Below are 16,034 nucleotides of genomic sequence, written 5' to 3' on the forward strand. Positions count from 1 at the left end.
ATTATACTGATAAGTATTGTCATAGTTTTTAGCCTCAAATTTATATTTTTTACTTATGTTTTACCTGCGATTAGGGGCATGTTGTCGCCATAAGGGATGCATCTGACCGCGATGGAGCCTTCATGTTTTCTGTTTTCAATGAGAATCAGACAATCACGGAAAAGCTGCGGGACTATATCGACGGAAAAATTTCTTCGCTCGGTAGTCCTGAGTACGCCTACACGGTCATCAGTAAAAAAAATCCATCAAATGTACTTATTATTTCCAGCTATCCAGATGAATGGGTCAATCTCTACCGAGCCAACAACTTTCAGCTTACCGATCCGGTGATTTTAACCGCATTCAAACGTACCTCGCCGTTTTCCTGGGACGAAAACATCACCCTGATGTCTAATTTGAAGCTCACCCGAATATTTTCGTTGTCGAAACAATATAACATTATCAATGGCTTCACCTTTGTGTTGCACGACCAGATGAACAATCTGGCATTGTTGTCCGTTATTATCGACAGCAAGGAGCAGAGTGAGTTGGCGGCGCGTCTTTCGTCTGAAGGAGGGTGTCTGCAAATGTGGTTAATAGATATTAATGAGCAGATGTATCGTCTGACCGAACCCGTCTTATACGGCAAGTTCGGCAAGCAAAAACCTCCAGCGGAAATCGACGACAAGGGCATGTTTACCGCCCGTGAGAATGAAGTGCTGTATTGGGCAAGCATGGGGAAAACCTATGCTGAGGTGGCTCTCATCGTGGGTATTTCCGTGAGCACGGTGAAGTTCCACATGGGCAACATTGTCACCAAATTGGGGGTCAGCAACGCCCGTCAGGCTGTGCGACTAGGCGTTGAGTTGGGGTTGATCACACCGGCAACGACATTGGCCAAGTGATAACCGATGATGCAGGGCAGTTAAGTTCGGTAATGACTCCCTCTGCCATTCGCGTTTGTTCCGCCTGTTCCGTCGGCAAATACACCAGATAGATACGTTCCCGCTCGCTGAGAAAAGCCTCCTTAAGCTGCTTGATTTGCCATCCCGACCTTTTAAGGATGGTCAGCATGGCTCGGCTCACGATGGTATGAATTCCGTTACGCCGATGGTGGCGTGCCCAATTGATCATGGCGAGAAACAGTACCTGGCTGATCGGGTAACGCCCACCCAACAGGTGACGCGCACGTGCCTTGTCGACGAAAAAACGGCTGGACTCAATGCCGGCGTGAGGAAGAGGCACCGAATCAAAACAGGTGCGGAACGTGTGGGTGATCATATTGGGTTGATCCAGACCCGTAAAACGGACGCTGCAGATCAGCTGCCCTTGGCACAGTCCAAGAATATAACGGGTACCGGGAGTGTCGAACTCATCGAACTCCATATCGAGGTTGCACACGACGTCCCATCTCAGCCGATCACTGAACGTTTTTTTTCTCAGTCGGTAAAGTTCATTTGAGTGCGTCATTTTCAGTTCTTCAAAACTGACATCAAACAGTTCCAGCATTTCATTTCCTTGTTTTTACTGGCGAGAATTCATCGCGATTTACATATCGCATGCCGGTATTCTACAAAGGTTTCGCGTCGGCAGGCGAACTTAAAAGCATGGTAAGAAAAGTCGGAGGAGTTGGCGATGATGTATCCGAACTGATATTTGAAATTCCGGATCGCATCTCCCGATTGAAACAGCGGGTATATCCTTTGCGAGAATGTGTGCTGGCAGTGTTTGAGTACGGGCATTCATTGCCGCACAGGCAGGGGTGAACAAATCTTGTTCTCGGCGGCTGTTCACCCTGGTACAAAAGCCTCTGTTTTATCGCAATTACCTCATCAACTCCAGCCCGGCGACCCGGCGCCAGTAGCCGTTGCAGTCGGCGCCTTCGGTCAGCGCCAGCGGCTGCTCGCCCCGTTCGTTGGCGCGAAAGCGCGCGATCAGCGCCAGCGTCTCGGCGCCCTGCGGCGAAAGCCGCACGATGTCCACCAGCCCCTGCATGCTCTGCAGCTCGTTGCCCAGGTTGTAGCAGTAGCCGCTCATGGTCTGGATGCCGTTGAGCACGAACACCCGCTGCTGCTCCTGGGAGCGCATCATGCGGCCCTGCGGATACTTGATGCAGCAGGTTTCGCATTCGTCCTTGCCGCGGTTTTCCGAACGGGCGGTGAAGCAGCGGGCCGAATAGGCCAGCGGCAGGTGGCCGTAGCTCAGAACTTCCACCTCAAAGTCGTGGCGGAAACCCAGCTCTTCGCACTGCGTCAGCAGATTGGCCAGCCAGTCGCGCGACAGCTCGACCGGCATGCACCAGCGCATCATGCCCTGGCGGCGCAGCAGGCGCAGGGTATAGGCGTTGTAGCAGTTCAGCGCGTGGCCGGCGACGAACGGCAGGCCGCGCTCCGCCGCCATATTTACCGTACCCAGATCGTTGGCTTCGATCAGGAACTCGCCGTTCTCCACGTAGCGCTTCAGCTCGTTAAGTTCGGAAGGCGCCTGCAGCAGCGCCAGGGTGGAGAGCACCACCTGCTTGCCGCTGCGGGCGATCTCCTGCGCCAGCGCCAGCCAGTCGCCGGCCTTCATCTCGCGCCGCTTGGTGCAGACGCTCTCGCCGAGGTAGATGATCTCGGCGCTGCTGTTTACCGCCTGCCGATAAAACGCCGCGATATCGTTTTTTGGCCAGTAGTAGAGCACCGGCCCCAGTGCGTATTTCATGCTTCCTCCGGCTACTGCCATTTGCGGTGATAGGCGCCCAATGTGGTCTGGGTGCCTTCGGACATCGCCCCCAGCGTTTCCATCCAGGCGGCGTCGGCCCGATAGGCGGCCGGATCGGCCAGGCAGCGGTCGATCGCCTGGCGCCAGACGCGCGCCACCTGGCTGACGTAGGCCGGGCTGCGCTGGCGGCCTTCGATCTTCACCGAGGCGATATTGGCGGCCAGCAGCTCCGGCAGCAGCGCCAGGGTATTCAGGCTGGTGGGCTCCTCCAGCGCGTGGTAGCGCAGCTCGTCCACCAGATAACGCCCCTTGCACAGCGTCGGGTAACCGGCGTTTTCATGCTCCTGATAGCGGTCGATCAGCACGTCGTTCAGCCGCGACTCCATGCCCTGTGCGGTTTGCTGCCAGCGTACGTAGCGCGCCGGCGAGCAGGCGCCGACGGTGTTCGGCGATTCGCCGGTCAGATAGGAAGAGAGGTAGCAGCGGCCTTCGGCCATGATGCACAGGCTGCCGAAGGCGAACACCTCCAGCGGCACCGGGCTGGTGCGCGCCAGCTGTTTGACCTGATGCATCGACAGCACGCGCGGCAGCACCACCCGGCTCACGTCGAAGTGGCGCTGATAGAAGCGGATCGCCTCCTCGTTGGTGGCGGAGGCCTGTACCGACACGTGGCGCTCCAGCTGCGGATAGCGCTCCGCGGCATATTCCAGCATCGCCAGATCGGCCAGGATCAGCGCGTCGGCGCCCAGCTGCGCCGCCATGTCCACCGCCCGCTGCCAGCGCGCATAGCCGTCCGGATGCGCGAAGGTGTTGATGGCGATGTGCAGCTTGCGGCCGTGGCGGTGCACGTAGTCGACCGCCTCCCGCAGCTTTTTCTCGGTGAAGTTGAGACCGGCGAAGTGGCGCGCGTTGGTATCGTCTTTCAGGCCGATGTAAACGGCGTCGGCACCGTTATCCACTGCGGCCTTCAGGGCCGGCAGGTTGCCGGCGGGACAAAGCAGCTCCATAGATTTATCCTGACTCAGCCCGCGCCCGGCCGGGCATGGGCGGTCATAAGGTTGCCGGCGACCCTTTCCCGCCGGCAAACGCGAATCGGGGAGGCAATTTTAGTGAAAGGCGGGTGAACAGGTTTTGATTTGGGGCAGCTTCTGGCGTATTGATAGACATGGCGGCGAAATGCACTATTTGTTGATATAGACCGCTGAAGCGGCGCGCCGTTGTGGCAAAATAGCGTTAGTCTGTGTTGAAAGGAGTGAATGACCGTGTTGGAACAACTACGAGCACGCATTGTGCGCCAAGGGCCGTCGCTGCTGCGCGTACCGCTAAAATTCACGCCGTTTGCTCTGCAGCGCCAGCTTCTGCAACAGGTGCTGGGCTGGCAGTTCCGCCAGGCGCTGGCGGATGGCGATTTGGAATTTCTCGCGTCGCGCTGGTTAAAGATCGAAGTTCGCGATCTGGCGCTACACTGGTTTATGACGGTTGAAAACGACAAACTGGTTGTCAGCCAGCACGCCGAAGCGGACGTCAGCTTCAGCGGCGACGCCAACGATCTGATCCTGATCGCTGCGCGCAAGCAAGATCCTGATACGCTGTTCTTTCAGCGTCGGCTGCAGATTGAAGGGGATACCGAATTGGGCCTGTATGTAAAAAATCTGATGGACGCCATTGAGCTGGAAAGCATGCCTGCGCCGCTGCGCATGGGGCTGCTGCAGCTGGCCGATTTTGTCGAGGCAGGGCAGCAGGAGGGCACGGCGCAGGCTTCCCGTGTACCGGTATCATGCTGATCCGCGTAGAGATCCCGGTAGATGCGGCGGGCATCGACGCACTGCTGCGCCGCGCCTTTGGCCGCGACGACGAAGCCGATCTGGTGCAGCAACTGCGCGAAGACGGCCTGCTGACTCTGGGCATCGTCGCCACCGACGACGAAGGCGGGGTGGTGGGCTACGCCGCCTTCAGCCCGGTCGATGTGGCGGGTGAAGATCGCCAATGGGTCGGTCTGGCGCCGTTGGCGGTGGACGAAAGCCTGCGCCGCCAGGGCTTGGGCGAAAAGCTGATCTACGAAGGGCTGGATTCGCTCAATGAGTTCAGCTACGCCGCGGTGGTGGTGCTGGGCGATCCGGCTTATTACGGCCGTTTCGGTTTCAAACCGGCGGCGGCCTATGGCCTGCACTGCCGTTGGCCGGGCGCGGAAGCCGCGTTCCAGGTTTATCCGCTGGCGGAAGACGCCCTGAGCGGCGTCAGCGGTGAAGTCGCATACTCGGCGCCGTTTAACCGGCTGTAACCGCCGGCAGCAAATATTCCAATGACAGCGGCGGGTGCTTCACCAGCCGCTCTTTTTGCGCTTTGCTCAACTGCTTTACCCGATATTCCAGCCTCAGCGCCGTCGAGCGATCCCCCACCGGCCGGTGAAACGCCAGCGTCAGTTCCCCTTTGCCGCGCAGCGCCTTGGCGCCTTTGCCCGCCTGATGCTGGGCCAGCCGCCGCGCCACGTCGGTGGTGATGCCGGTATACAGCATGCCGTTGGGCAGGCGCAGCATGTAGAGATGCCAGTTATTCTCGGTCATTTGCACATCAAATCGGGTTGAAACAGAGCCTAATCGTAGCATATCAGGCTATTATCATGCGCTGGAGACGAGGGGAGAACTGCGTTGAATCAGCCAGAAGAGTTAGAACACATCCGCCATTTCATCGGCAAGCAGCACGTGCTGACGCTGTGCGCCGGCAACGGCATGGATATGTGGTGCGCCAACTGTTTTTACGTGTTTGACGCCGAGCGCATGGCGCTGTGGCTGATGACCGAGCCGCACACCCGCCATGGCGAGCTGATGCTGCAGAACGCCGGAGTGGTGGGCACCATCGCGCCGAAGCCGAAGACCATTGCGTTGATCCGCGGCGTGCAGTACCGCGCCGAGGCGGTGATGCTGAGCGGCGAGGAAGACGCGCAGGCGCGCGCCCGCTACTGCCGGCGTTTCCCGATCGCCAAAGCGATGAAGGCGCCGGTGTGGCAACTGAGTTTGCAGGAGGTGAAGATGACCGACAACACCCTCGGCTTCGGCAAGAAGCTGCATTGGACGCGGTCTATACTGTAAGCTGAACAATCGATTGGCACGGGAGATCTGATGGCGCGGGCACTGATAGTGGGGGCCACCGGCCTGGTGGGGAAGGCGCTGTTGCAGCTGCTGCAGGACGATGCGCAGGTGACGGCGATCGTGGCGCCGACGCGCGCGCCGCTGCCGCCGCACGCCAAACTGACCAACCCGGTGGGCGATGACCTGTTCGAATTGCTGAGCACCCTGCGGCAGCCGGTGGAACTGGTCTTTTGCTGCCTGGGTACCACCCGCAGCGCGGCCGGCAGCGCCGATGCGTTTCGCTATGTCGATTATCAGCTGGTGGTCGAAAGCGCGTTGACCGGGCGGCGGCTCGGCGCGCAGCATTGTCTGGTGGTCAGCGCGCTGGGCGCCAATCCGCATTCTTCCTTCCTGTATAACCGCACCAAGGGCGAAATGGAGCAGGCGCTGCGCGAGCAAGACTGGCCGCGCCTGACGCTGGCGCGGCCGTCGATGCTGCTGGGCGAACGCCGGTCACCGCGGCTGACGGAGCGGCTTTCCCTGCCGCTGTTCAAACTGCTGCCCGGCAAGTGGCGGGCCGTCGCCGCCAAAGACGTGGCGCAGAGCCTGTTGCAGCAGGCATTCGGCCCCGGCGAAGGCGTCAGGGTGCTGGAGTCGGACCGGCTGCATTGCTATCGCAGCTGATGCTGAGGTTGTCGAACGCCAGCTCCAGCCCGGCCGGCAGCTCGTTGTCCATCAGCCACAGATCGAGATGATGGCTGATGTGCGTCAACAGCGTGCGCCGCGGCTGCAACCGCCGTTGCGTTTCCAGTGCGCGGGTCAGATCGTTGTGGTTGCGCGGCGCCTGCGGCTGCGGCGGCAGGCTGCAGTCGAGTACCAGCAGATCCAGCGGCGTCCGCTGTAAAAAATCTGCGGTAGTCGGCGGCAGGCCGAGGGTATCGGTGAGATAGGCCAGCGATGCTCCGCCCGCCTGGATCAGATAACCGTGGGTCAGTCTGGAATGCTGCAGCGGCAGCGGCGTGATGCGCATGCCGCCCAGCTCGACGGTTTCGAAGGCCTGCAGCGGCGGCTGAAACGCCAGCATGCCGGGGTGTTTGAACAGGTCGTCGCAGCCTTGCTCATCCGGCGGGCCGTAGACCGGAATGGAATTTCCGCACCCCCAGCGCAAAGGAAATAACCCCTGAACGTGATCCATGTGGTAATGTGTCAGTAAAAAACGTTGAATTTGCCCCGCCGAAAACCGCCGCTCCAAAGACGGCAATCCCGCATCCAGCAAGGTCGTTTCCCCCTGATAGCCGATCATCGCGCTGCACGGCCGCCGCCGAAATGCCGGTTCACGCCGCGCCCGCTGGCAGACCAGGCAGTCGCAACCGAATGCCGGCACCTGCTGTGCACCACCGGTGCCGAGAAAGGTCAATTTCATAGGCCACTCTCCGTTAAAGATACTTCTCCGCAAAGCGGTCGATATCGCGGAAATCCGCCAATCTTTCCTGCAATGTTTGATGATCCCAGTGCCACCACTGGCTGCGCTCGATGCGTTCAACCAGCGCGTCGTCAAAGCGCATGCCGATCTTTTTGGCCGCCACCCCGGCGACGATGCTGTACGGCTCCACATCTTTGGTCACCACCGCCGCGCTGCCGATCACCGCGCCGTTGCCGACGCTGACGCCCGGCATCAGGATGGCGTTATGGCCGATCCACACGTCGTGGCCAACGGTGACCTGGTGTTGGCGCCGCCAGTCGAAAAACGCCGCGTCGTCTTCCCCCAGGCCGTAGTCGGCGGCGCGGTAGGTGAAGTGGTGCTGGGCGATGCGCTGATAGGTCGGGTGGTTGCCCGGGTTGATGCGCGCGTAGGAGGCGATGGAGACGAACTTGCCGATGGTGGCGTAAAAAATCTGGTTGTGGCCGGCGGTGTAGGAGTAGTCCCCCATTTCCACCTCTTCCAGGATCGCATCGTCGGCCAGATGCACATACTGGCCGAGCCGGGTGCGGTTAAGGATCACGTGGTCGCCGATTTTCGGCTGGGCAAGGTCGGTCATGGCATGGCGTCCTGAGGTTGTGCGGCGGCGGCGGGCAACAGCGCCAGCAGCGCCGCCAGGGTGTCTTCGAGCGGGCCGTCGTTATCCAGCCGCCGGCAGCCGGCGGGCAGGCGGTGCTGATACTCCGCCGCCCGCGCCAGCCGCTGCTCAATCTGCGCGGCGTTCTCCCGCCCGCGGCGCTGCAGGCGTTGGCGCAGCACCCCGGCGCTGACCTGCAGGCACACCGGCAACAGCTGCGCGCCGTAGCGCCGCTGCGCCTGCGGCAGGTGGGCGCGCGAGCCGTTGACCACCACGTCGATCCCCTGCAGCAGCCAAAGATCCACCTCGATCCCGAAGGCGTAGCGGTGCTGATGCGCCTGCCAGTCCAGCGCGAACAACCCCTTGGCGCGGCGGCGCAGAAACTCGGGCTCGCTGAGCGCGATATGGTTCTCGCAGCCGGCGTCCGCCGGCCGGGTGATGTAGCGGTGCGCCACCAGCGGCGCGCGGTCGGCGCAGCCGCGCAGCCGCTCGAGCAGGCTGTCCTTGCCCGCACCGGAAGGCCCCATCAGATAGATAAGCTGCGCCATCAGAACACCTGCCTGCCCTGGCGCCAGACGTTCTGCACGTAAATATGCTCGCCGTGCGGCCGCGCCAGCACCAGATCGGCCCGCAGCCCTTCGGCGATGGTGCCGCGATCCTGCAGATCCAGCGCACGCGCCGGGTTGCGGGTGACCATGCGCACCGCCTGCGGCAGGTCGTAACCGTTGCGATCGTCCGCCGCGATGCGGAACGCCGCATCCAGCAGGCTGGCCGGGTAATAGTCGGAAGAGAGAATATCCAACACCCCCAGCGCCGCCAGGTGATGCGCCGCCACGTTGCCGGAATGGGAACCGCCGCGCACGATGTTCGGCGCGCCCATCAGCACCTGCAGCCCCTGCCGGTGCGAAGCGCGGGCGGCCGCCTCGGTGGTGGGGAACTCGGCGATATTGCTGCCCAGCGCGCAGGACTCCGCCACGTGCTCGGCGGTGGCGTCGTCGTGGCTGGCCAGCGAGATATGGCGCGCCCGGCAGTGGGCGGCGATCGCTTCGCGGTTCGGCGCGGCCCAGCGGGCGGAAAGCCCGATCTGCTGCTCTTCGAACTCGCTCATCTGCTGGTCGTTAAGGTGATATTTGCCCTGATAATACTCGCGGTACTTTTCGCGCGAGGCGAACTGGCGCTGGCCCGGCGAATGGTCCATCAGCGACACCAGCGACACCCCGGGCTTGTCCATCAGCCGTTCGAACAGCGGCAGGGTGCTTTCATGCGGCAGCTCGCAGCGCAGGTGCAGCCGATGCTCGGCGCGGTTCACCCCGGCGCGCTGGCTGTGGATCACCGCGTCGATCATTTTTTGCAGGTTCTCCAGCCGGTGGCCGCCGTCGCGCACGTCGCCGATCGCCACCGCGTCCAGCACCGTGGTGATGCCGTTGGCCACCATCAGCGCGTCGTGGCTGCTCATCGCCGAATGCGCCGGCCAGTCGACGTTGGGCCGCGGGGTGAAAAACTTGTCCAGATTGTCGGTGTGCAGCTCGATAAGCCCGGGCAGCAGCCAGCCGCCGTCGCCGTCCAGCGCCTGCGGCAGCTGGCTGGGGGTATCGGCAAAGCTGCGGATCGCGCCCTCGTGCATCTCCAGTGAACCGGCCACTACCTGGTCGTCCAGCACCAGCTTAACGTTGTTGATGATCATCAGAGGCTCTCCAGCGCCTGTGGCGCCTGCATGTCATATAACCGGTCGGCGACCTGCCGGCGGGCGGCTTCATCATGGAAAATGCCGACGATGGCCGCGCCGCGCGCCTTGGCCTGCTCTATCAGCGCCACCACCGCCGCGCCGTTGCGGCTGTCGAGCGAGGCGGTCGGCTCGTCCAGCAGCAGGATCGGGTAGTCGACGATAAAACCGCGGGCGATGTTGACCCGCTGCTGCTCGCCGCCGGAGAAGGTGGACGGCGCCAGCTGCCACAGGCGCTGCGGCACGTTGAGCTTGTCGAGCAGCGTTTCGGCGCGCTGGCGGCATTCGGCGCGGTCGACGCCCTGTTCCAGCAGCGGCTGCATCACCACCTCGAGGGCGCTGATGCGCGGGATCACCCGCAGGAACTGGCTGACCCAGCCGAGGGTATGGCGGCGCACCGCCAGGATCTGGCGCGCTTCGGCCTGCACCATATCCAGCCACTCCCCCTGATGGTTGACCCAGATATGGCCGCTGTCGGGCAGATAGTTGGCGTACAGCGAGCGCAGCAGGGTGGATTTGCCGCTGCCGGAGTGGCCGTGCAGCACCACGCATTCGCCGCTGCCGACCGTCATGTTGGCGTCTTGCAGCACCGGCAGCCGGATGCCGTGCTGCTGGTGCAGCACGAAGGTTTTGCTCAGGTGTTCAACTCGAATTTGAATGGTCATCTGTTATCGCCTTGGGTTACGACAGTACCGAAGAAACCAGCAGCTGGGTGTAAGGATGGTGCGGGTCGTCCAGCACCCGATCGGTGAGGCCGCTTTCCACCACTTCCCCTTGCTTCATCACCAGCAGCCGGTGCGCCAGCAGCCGCGCCACGCCGAGATCGTGGGTGACGATCACCGCCGCCAGCTGCATCTCCACCACCAGGTTGCGCAGCAGATCGAGCAGGCGCGCCTGCACCGACACGTCCAGCCCGCCGGTCGGCTCATCCATAAATACCAGCCTGGGGTGGGTCACCAGGTTGCGGGCAATCTGCAGCCGCTGCTGCATGCCGCCGGAGAATGTGGTGGGCAGGTCATCGAGGCGCGACAGCGGGATCTCGACGTCTTCCAGCCACTGGCCGGCCTGGCGGCGGATATCGCCGTAGTGGCGCTGGCCGATGGCCATCAGCCGTTCGCCGATGTTGCCGCCGGCGGAAACCTGCGGCCGCAGCCCGTCGAGCGGGTGCTGGTGCACCACGCCCCAGTCGGTGCGCAGCAGGCGGCGGCGATCGCTCTCCGCCATGGCGTACAGGTCGTGCCGGCGGTCGGCCTGCGGGCGATAAATGATCTGCCCGCGCTGCGGCGCCAGCCGCGCCGAAATGGATTTCAGCAGCGTGGTTTTGCCGGAGCCGGATTCGCCGACGATGCCCAGCACTTCGCCGGGGTAGATGTCGAACGACACGTCGCTGAAGCCTTTGCCGGGCGCATACAGATGGGTGAGGCGGCTCACCGACAGCAGCGGCGTGGTGCTCAGTGGGGTAGAAGTCATCAGTGCTGCGCCTCTTGCGAAGGTTGCGCCAGCCGTTGCCGGCAGTAGTCGGTGTCCGAACAGACGAACATGCGGTTGCCCTGGTCGTCGAGCACCACCTCGTCCAGGTAGCTGTGGCGCGAGCCGCACAGGGCGCAGGGTTGGTCCCACTGCTGCACGCTGAACGGATGGTCGTCGAAGTCCAGGCTCTCCACCTTGCAGAACGGCGGCAGGGCGTAGATGCGTTTCTCGCGCCCGGCGCCGAACAGCTGCAGCGCCGGCATCATGTGCATTTTCGGGTTATCGAATTTCGGGATGGGCGACGGATCCATCACATAGCGATCGTTCACCTTCACCGGGTAGGCGTAGGTGGTGGCGATGTGGCCGTAGCGCGCGATGTCCTCATACAGCTTCACCTGCATCACGCCGTACTCTTCCAGGGCGTGCATCTTGCGGGTCTCGGTTTCGCGCGGCTCAATAAAGCGCAGCGGCTCCGGGATCGGCACCTGATAAATCAGGATCTGGTCCTCGCGCAGCGCGGTTTCCGGGATGCGGTGGCGGGTCTGGATCAGCGTGGCCTCCGGCGTGCGCTCGGTGGTCGCCACCCCGGCGACGCGCTGGAAGAAGCGGCGAATCGACACCGCGTTGGTGGTGTCGTCGGCGCCCTGATCGATCACCTTCAGCACGTCGGCGCGGCCGATGATGCTGGCGGTGATCTGAATGCCGCCGGTACCCCAGCCGTAAGGCATCGGCATCTCGCGGCCGCCGAACGGCACCTGATAGCCGGGAATGGCCACCGCCTTCAGAATGGCGCGGCGGAGAGTGCGTTTGGTCTGCTCGTCGAGATAGCCAAGGTTATAGCCGGTCAATACTTCACTCATCGCGGGCCTCCTGACGCTCGCTGTATTCCTGTTGCAGCCGCTTGAGCAGCTCCAGTTCGGCCTGGAAGTCGACGTAGTGCGGCAGCTTGAGATGGGAGACGAAGCCGGCGGCCTCCACGTTGTCGGCATGGGCCAGCACGAACTCTTCGTCCTGCGCCGGGCCGGCGACCCCTTCGCCGTACTCTGGGCTTTGCAGCGCGCGATCCACCAGCGCCATCGCCATCGCTTTGCGTTCGGCGCGGCCGAACACCAAGCCATAGCCGCGGGTGAAGTGCGGCGGGCGGTCTTGCGGATCGACGAAGCCGTTGACCATCTCGCACTCGGTCAGCAGGATTTCGCCGATATCCAGCGCGAAACCGAGCTCTTCAGGCACTATCTCCAGCGAAACGTAGCCGGTGCGGATCTCGCCGGCGAACGGGTGGTTGCGGCCATAGCCGCGCTGGGTGGCGTAGCCCAGCGCCAGCAGAAAACCTTCGTCGCCGCGCACCAGCTGCTGCAGGCGCGCCGAGCGCGAGCAGGGATAAACCGGCGGGTTGCGGGTAATGTCGTCCGGCGCGCTGCCGTCGTCCTGTTCCGCCAGCGCCAATTGCTGTTTGCCGAGCAGCTCGAACACGTGGGCGCAGCTTTCCGGCAGCGGCTCGTCGGCCTGCGGCGCGTGGGGCGTTTCGCCTTCCGCCAGCAGCGCGAAGTCCAATAGCCGGTGGGTGTAATCGTAGGTCGGCCCCAGCACCTGCCCGCCGGGCAAGTCCTTGTAAACCGCCGAGATGCGCCGCTCCAGCCGCATGTTTTCGGTCGCCAGCGGTTCGCTGATCGCCAGGCGCGGCAGGGTGGTGCGATAGGCGCGCAGCAGGAAAATCGCCTCGACCAGATCGCCGCTGGCCTGTTTGATGGCCAGCGCCGCCAGCTCGGGATCGTAGATGCCGCCTTCGGTCATCACCCGGTCCACCGCCAGCCCCAGCTGCTGTTCTATTTGCTCCACGCCGATCGCCGGCAGGCCGTCGTCGCCGCGCCGCAGCCGTTCCTGCAGCCGATGGGCGGCCTCGATGGCTTTTTCGCCCCCTTTTACCGCTACGTACATCAGCACACCTCCACGCGGGTGGTCCGCGGGATCGCCAGCAGGCGATCGCCGCAGGTCAGTAGAAAATCCAGCCCGAGCGGGAAGCGCTGCGGGCGGGTGATCAGGTAATCCAGCAGCGCCGGCGGCAGCTGCGGCGAGATAACCCGTTGACGTTCGATACCGGGGCCGCTCAGGCGCAGCGCAGCGCCCTGTTCCAGCCCGGCCAATTGCACCACCACCGTGGCGCCGAATTCCGGCGAAATCTCGCTGCCGTGCGGCAACGCCTGCAGATCGGCGGCCTGCAGCTGCGCATCGAACAGCGCAAAGCCGACTTCTTGCGCATTGGCGGCCAGCGGCGCGCCGCTGTGGAAGCGAATGTTTGTTAGCACTTGCTCACTTTTTAGCGCCTCACACAGCTGGAGCGGGGTTTCCTGATCCGCCAGCGTCAGCAGCGCGGCGGTGCTGGCGGCGTTCAGCGCGCCCCAGGCGGGGCCGCCCTGCAGCGTGACGCAATGGCCTGGCTCGCTTAACGCTTTGAGGATCAAACGGAAGCTGCGTTGCGATTGTTCTATGGGGCGGTCAAAACCGGTCAATAAACTCATGCTCAATCCCCCCGCACCAGGGTAAAGAAATCCACCCGGCTGGACGCCACCGCACGGGCGCGCAGCTGGCGCTGCTCGTGCTGCAGCGCGGCCAGCGGCGCTATCAGCCGCTGTTGCAGCCGCTCGCCGTGTTCCGGCTGTTGCAGCAGCGCGTCGGCCAGCGCGCACAGCTCGGCGTGCGCCTTGTCGCGCCCGGCGATATAGCTGTAGCCGTAGCCGCCGTTTTCCAGCTGCACCACCGCGCGGGTGACCGTCATATCGCCCAGCACAAAGCGGCGGCCGGTGGCGCCCATGCGCCCCTGCAGCTGCGCCAGGCCAATCTCCGGCGCGCGGATGCTGCGGTAGCTCGGGCTGATATTCAGCGCCTGCCAGTGGCTGCGCAGCTGGGCCGGCTGGCTGTGCGCCAGCACCGACATCCAGCGCTGTCTTGACTGTAAGGATTGCATTCAGTGCTCCATCGTCAGTTCGATCATGTCGGCGCGGGCCAGGCTGACGGAGTATTCCGCCACGCGGTCGCTGCCGTTGCAGACGTTCAGGGTGCGCACGCACAGCAGCGGCGCGTGGGTGGCGATCGCCAGCAGCCGGCTCTCTTTGGCCTGTGCGCGGCGCGCGCTGATGCGCGTCTGGCTGCGGGTCAGCGGCTGGCGAATGTGCTGTTCGATAAACTCATGCAGCGAGCCGCTGTGGAACTGCTGCAGCGCCGGCCACCAGTCGAGATCGGGCAGGTAATGGTCGATCACGCTCATCGGCACGCCGTTGACCCGGCGCAGGGTGCGCAGGTGGATCACCATCTCGCCTTCTTCACGCGACAGCGCGCTGGCGATATGCCCGTTGCACGGGCGCAATACTGCAAGTAAGCGCTCACTAGTGGGGTGGCTGCCCTGCTCGAGCAGGTTCTGGCTGAACCGCGTATTGGCGTGCAGCGGGTAGTCGTAGGGGCGCATCAGCACCAGAATGCCGACGCCGTGGCGGCGCTGCAGCCAGCCGCGCTCCACCAACTGGTCCACCGCGCGGCGCAGGGTGTGGCGATTGACCTGATAACGTTCCGCCAGCTGTTGCTCGGAGGGCAGATAGTCGCCGCAGCGGTATTGGGTGCGCAGCTCTTGTTCCAGCTGGGCGGCGATCTGCTGGTAGCGGGTGGGGTAGCTGGTCGGATGTCTAGATAAGTCCATCATAATAAAAAACCTCGTCGTGCCGATGGCGGTGCGATGAAGGCGGAAGCGGTGCGTTTCATCGTGCGTCTACCCTGTGGTTTTCTCGTCGGCATCATGGTGACGGGCGCAGATGACAATCGCGTTACGCGTCGGTGGCGAACAGATGAACTATTTTGGACAGCCCGGGGATGCGCGGCCGGGCGCGGCGCGCTATGCTGGGGCACCCGTGACTGACTCTGGCCGACACCATGCCGCAACCTATTACCGCCCCTGACCGCACGCCCCGCGCCTGGCCGCTGTGGAAACCGATCCTGTTCCTGCTGGTGGTGGCCGTCGGCCTCTACTACGTCAAATGGCAGCCTTACTACGGCAAGGCCTTTTTGGCGGCGGACACCCATTCGATCGGCAAATCGATACTGGCCGGAGCCGACGGCAGCCCCTGGCTGGCGGCCTGGCACTATGCGCTGATCTATTTCACCGCGGTGTGGAAGGCGGCGCTGCTCGGCGTATTGCTGGGATCGCTGGTGCAGGTGCTGATCCCGCGCGACTGGCTGCTGCGCACGCTCGGCCACCCGCGTTTTTCCGGCACCCTGCTGGGCACGCTGATCGCGCTGCCGGGCATGATGTGCACCTGCTGCGCGGCGCCGGTGGCCGCCGGGCTACGTCGCCAGTCGGTATCCAGCGGCGCGGCGCTGGCCTTTTGGCTGAGCAACCCGGTGCTGAACCCGGCGACGCTGATTTTTATGGGCTTCGTGCTCGGCTGGCCGTTCGCCGCCATTCGGCTGGTGGCCGGGGTGGTGATGGTGTTGGGCATCGCCTGGCTGGTGCAGCGCGTTACCGCCAACGACCCGCAGCCGGCCGCGCTGCGGCAGCCGCCGATGTCGCCGGCGAAAACCGAAGATCGGCCGTTCCTCGGCCGCTGGCTGAAGGCGCTGTGGGCGCTGTTCTGGTCGACCATTCCGATCTACATCCTGGCGGTGCTGGCGCTGGGCGCGGCGCGGGTTTGGCTGTTCCCCCACGCCGACGGCGCGGTCGACAACAGCCTGCTGTGGATCATCGGTTTGGCGATCGTCGGCTGCCTGTTCGTGATCCCCACCGCGGCGGAAATCCCGATCGTGCAGGCCATGATGCTGGCGGGCATGGGCACCGGCCCGGCGCTGGCGCTGCTGATGACCCTGCCGGCGGTCAGCCTGCCTTCGCTGCTGATGCTGAACAAAGTGTTTACCGCTCGGGCGCTGTGCCTGACCGCGGCGCTGGTGGCGCTGTGCGGCGTAGCGACCGGCGTGCTGGGGATGTATCTGGTGTAGCTTATTGGTGGTTACACTGTATCGATGGTGATAAAGAGCAGATGAAGAAAGTAT

The 16,034-nt window shown here is 63.4% G+C and carries 21 protein-coding genes; 6 read left to right on the forward strand and 15 right to left on the reverse strand.

From position 1 onward, the window contains the following. Positions 1-122 precede the first annotated feature (122 nt). Positions 123-884, forward strand: coding sequence for a LuxR family transcriptional regulator (locus D7I37_RS09480; protein WP_129543589.1), 762 nt, complete (start codon positions 123-125; stop codon positions 882-884). On the opposite strand, the gene D7I37_RS09485 is transcribed toward D7I37_RS09480, so the two are convergent. From D7I37_RS09485 to D7I37_RS09495, 3 genes are all read right to left on the reverse strand, one after another. Next, positions 856-1,488, reverse strand: coding sequence for an acyl-homoserine-lactone synthase (locus D7I37_RS09485; protein WP_129543590.1), 633 nt, complete (start codon positions 1,486-1,488; stop codon positions 856-858). The genes D7I37_RS09480 and D7I37_RS09485 overlap by 29 nt on opposite strands. A 315-nt stretch (positions 1,489-1,803) precedes the next feature. Continuing rightward, the gene (locus D7I37_RS09490) at positions 1,804-2,682 is read right to left on the reverse strand and encodes a U32 family peptidase (RefSeq protein WP_129543591.1); all 879 of its coding nucleotides are present in this window, start codon (positions 2,680-2,682) and stop codon (positions 1,804-1,806) included. A gap of 11 nt (positions 2,683-2,693) precedes the next feature. Beyond that, positions 2,694-3,689, reverse strand: coding sequence for a peptidase U32 family protein (locus D7I37_RS09495; protein WP_061799834.1), 996 nt, complete (start codon positions 3,687-3,689; stop codon positions 2,694-2,696). 249 nt (positions 3,690-3,938) lie between these two features. Here D7I37_RS09495 and D7I37_RS09500 point away from each other — a divergent pair, with 249 nt between their 5' ends. Then, positions 3,939-4,466, forward strand: a complete 528-nt coding sequence (locus tag D7I37_RS09500; RefSeq protein ID WP_174524375.1) for an SCP2 domain-containing protein — start codon at positions 3,939-3,941, stop codon at positions 4,464-4,466. Further along, positions 4,460-4,963: a GNAT family N-acetyltransferase gene (locus D7I37_RS09505; RefSeq protein ID WP_061799833.1), complete on the forward strand. Its 504-nt coding sequence runs from the start codon at positions 4,460-4,462 to the stop codon at positions 4,961-4,963. Before D7I37_RS09500 ends, D7I37_RS09505 begins: the two co-directional genes overlap by 7 nt. On the opposite strand, the gene D7I37_RS09510 is transcribed toward D7I37_RS09505, so the two are convergent. Continuing rightward, on the reverse strand, positions 4,950-5,246 hold the full coding sequence (locus tag D7I37_RS09510; RefSeq protein WP_061799830.1) for a GIY-YIG nuclease family protein: 297 nt from the start codon (positions 5,244-5,246) through the stop codon (positions 4,950-4,952). The genes D7I37_RS09505 and D7I37_RS09510 overlap by 14 nt on opposite strands. An 84-nt stretch (positions 5,247-5,330) precedes the next feature. On the opposite strand from D7I37_RS09510, the gene D7I37_RS09515 reads away from it, so the two are divergent. Then, on the forward strand, positions 5,331-5,771 hold the full coding sequence (locus tag D7I37_RS09515) for a YhbP family protein (RefSeq protein ID WP_095095463.1): 441 nt from the start codon (positions 5,331-5,333) through the stop codon (positions 5,769-5,771). Between the two features lie 30 nt (positions 5,772-5,801). Beyond that, a complete protein-coding gene (locus tag D7I37_RS09520; RefSeq protein WP_129543592.1) occupies positions 5,802-6,434 on the forward strand; it encodes an NAD(P)H-binding protein in 633 nt (210 codons plus the stop codon). Here the strand turns inward: D7I37_RS09520 and phnP are convergent. Genes phnP through phnF form a run of 11 tightly spaced genes read right to left on the reverse strand, consistent with a single transcriptional unit; the run spans position 6,391 to position 14,691 of the window. Further along, positions 6,391-7,173, reverse strand: a complete 783-nt coding sequence (phnP, locus tag D7I37_RS09525; protein ID WP_129543593.1) for a phosphonate metabolism protein PhnP — start codon at positions 7,171-7,173, stop codon at positions 6,391-6,393. The two genes, D7I37_RS09520 and phnP, sit on opposite strands and share 44 nt — an antisense overlap. Before the next feature lie 13 nt (positions 7,174-7,186). Continuing rightward, a complete protein-coding gene (locus D7I37_RS09530) occupies positions 7,187-7,789 on the reverse strand; it encodes a DapH/DapD/GlmU-related protein (RefSeq protein ID WP_129543594.1) in 603 nt (200 codons plus the stop codon). After that, positions 7,786-8,355 carry a ribose 1,5-bisphosphokinase gene (phnN, locus tag D7I37_RS09535; RefSeq protein WP_129543595.1) on the reverse strand — a complete coding sequence of 190 codons (570 nt, stop codon included), beginning with the start codon at positions 8,353-8,355 and terminating at the stop codon, positions 7,786-7,788. The genes D7I37_RS09530 and phnN overlap by 4 nt, the downstream gene beginning before the upstream one ends. Further along, on the reverse strand, positions 8,355-9,491 hold the full coding sequence (gene phnM, locus D7I37_RS09540; protein WP_061799823.1) for an alpha-D-ribose 1-methylphosphonate 5-triphosphate diphosphatase: 1,137 nt from the start codon (positions 9,489-9,491) through the stop codon (positions 8,355-8,357). Before phnM ends, phnN begins: the two co-directional genes overlap by 1 nt. Next, positions 9,491-10,195 carry a phosphonate C-P lyase system protein PhnL gene (gene phnL / locus D7I37_RS09545; protein WP_129543596.1) on the reverse strand — a complete coding sequence of 235 codons (705 nt, stop codon included), beginning with the start codon at positions 10,193-10,195 and terminating at the stop codon, positions 9,491-9,493. Before phnL ends, phnM begins: the two co-directional genes overlap by 1 nt. A 16-nt stretch (positions 10,196-10,211) precedes the next feature. Beyond that, a complete protein-coding gene (gene phnK / locus D7I37_RS09550) occupies positions 10,212-11,000 on the reverse strand; it encodes a phosphonate C-P lyase system protein PhnK (protein ID WP_129543597.1) in 789 nt (262 codons plus the stop codon). Further along, complete coding sequence (locus tag D7I37_RS09555) at positions 11,000-11,860, reverse strand: alpha-D-ribose 1-methylphosphonate 5-phosphate C-P-lyase PhnJ (RefSeq protein ID WP_061799817.1); 861 nt, start codon at positions 11,858-11,860, stop codon at positions 11,000-11,002. Before D7I37_RS09555 ends, phnK begins: the two co-directional genes overlap by 1 nt. Further along, entirely contained in the window at positions 11,853-12,938 is a 1,086-nt protein-coding gene (locus D7I37_RS09560) for a carbon-phosphorus lyase complex subunit PhnI (RefSeq protein WP_129543598.1), read from the reverse strand. Before D7I37_RS09560 ends, D7I37_RS09555 begins: the two co-directional genes overlap by 8 nt. After that, entirely contained in the window at positions 12,938-13,519 is a 582-nt protein-coding gene (gene phnH / locus D7I37_RS09565) for a phosphonate C-P lyase system protein PhnH (protein WP_129543599.1), read from the reverse strand. The genes D7I37_RS09560 and phnH overlap by 1 nt, the downstream gene beginning before the upstream one ends. A gap of 2 nt (positions 13,520-13,521) precedes the next feature. Beyond that, positions 13,522-13,965 carry a phosphonate C-P lyase system protein PhnG gene (phnG, locus tag D7I37_RS09570; RefSeq protein ID WP_061799813.1) on the reverse strand — a complete coding sequence of 148 codons (444 nt, stop codon included), beginning with the start codon at positions 13,963-13,965 and terminating at the stop codon, positions 13,522-13,524. Beyond that, on the reverse strand, positions 13,966-14,691 hold the full coding sequence (gene phnF / locus D7I37_RS09575) for a phosphonate metabolism transcriptional regulator PhnF (protein ID WP_129544760.1): 726 nt from the start codon (positions 14,689-14,691) through the stop codon (positions 13,966-13,968). Positions 14,692-14,921: 230 nt separating this feature from the next. On the opposite strand from phnF, the gene D7I37_RS09580 reads away from it, so the two are divergent. After that, a complete protein-coding gene (locus tag D7I37_RS09580) occupies positions 14,922-15,980 on the forward strand; it encodes a permease (protein WP_129543600.1) in 1,059 nt (352 codons plus the stop codon). Positions 15,981-16,034: the final 54 nt, after the last annotated feature.

The organism is Serratia sp. 1D1416 (assembly GCF_003641105.1).
In the GTDB taxonomy this organism is placed as follows: Bacteria; Pseudomonadota; Gammaproteobacteria; order Enterobacterales; family Enterobacteriaceae; genus Serratia; species Serratia ficaria.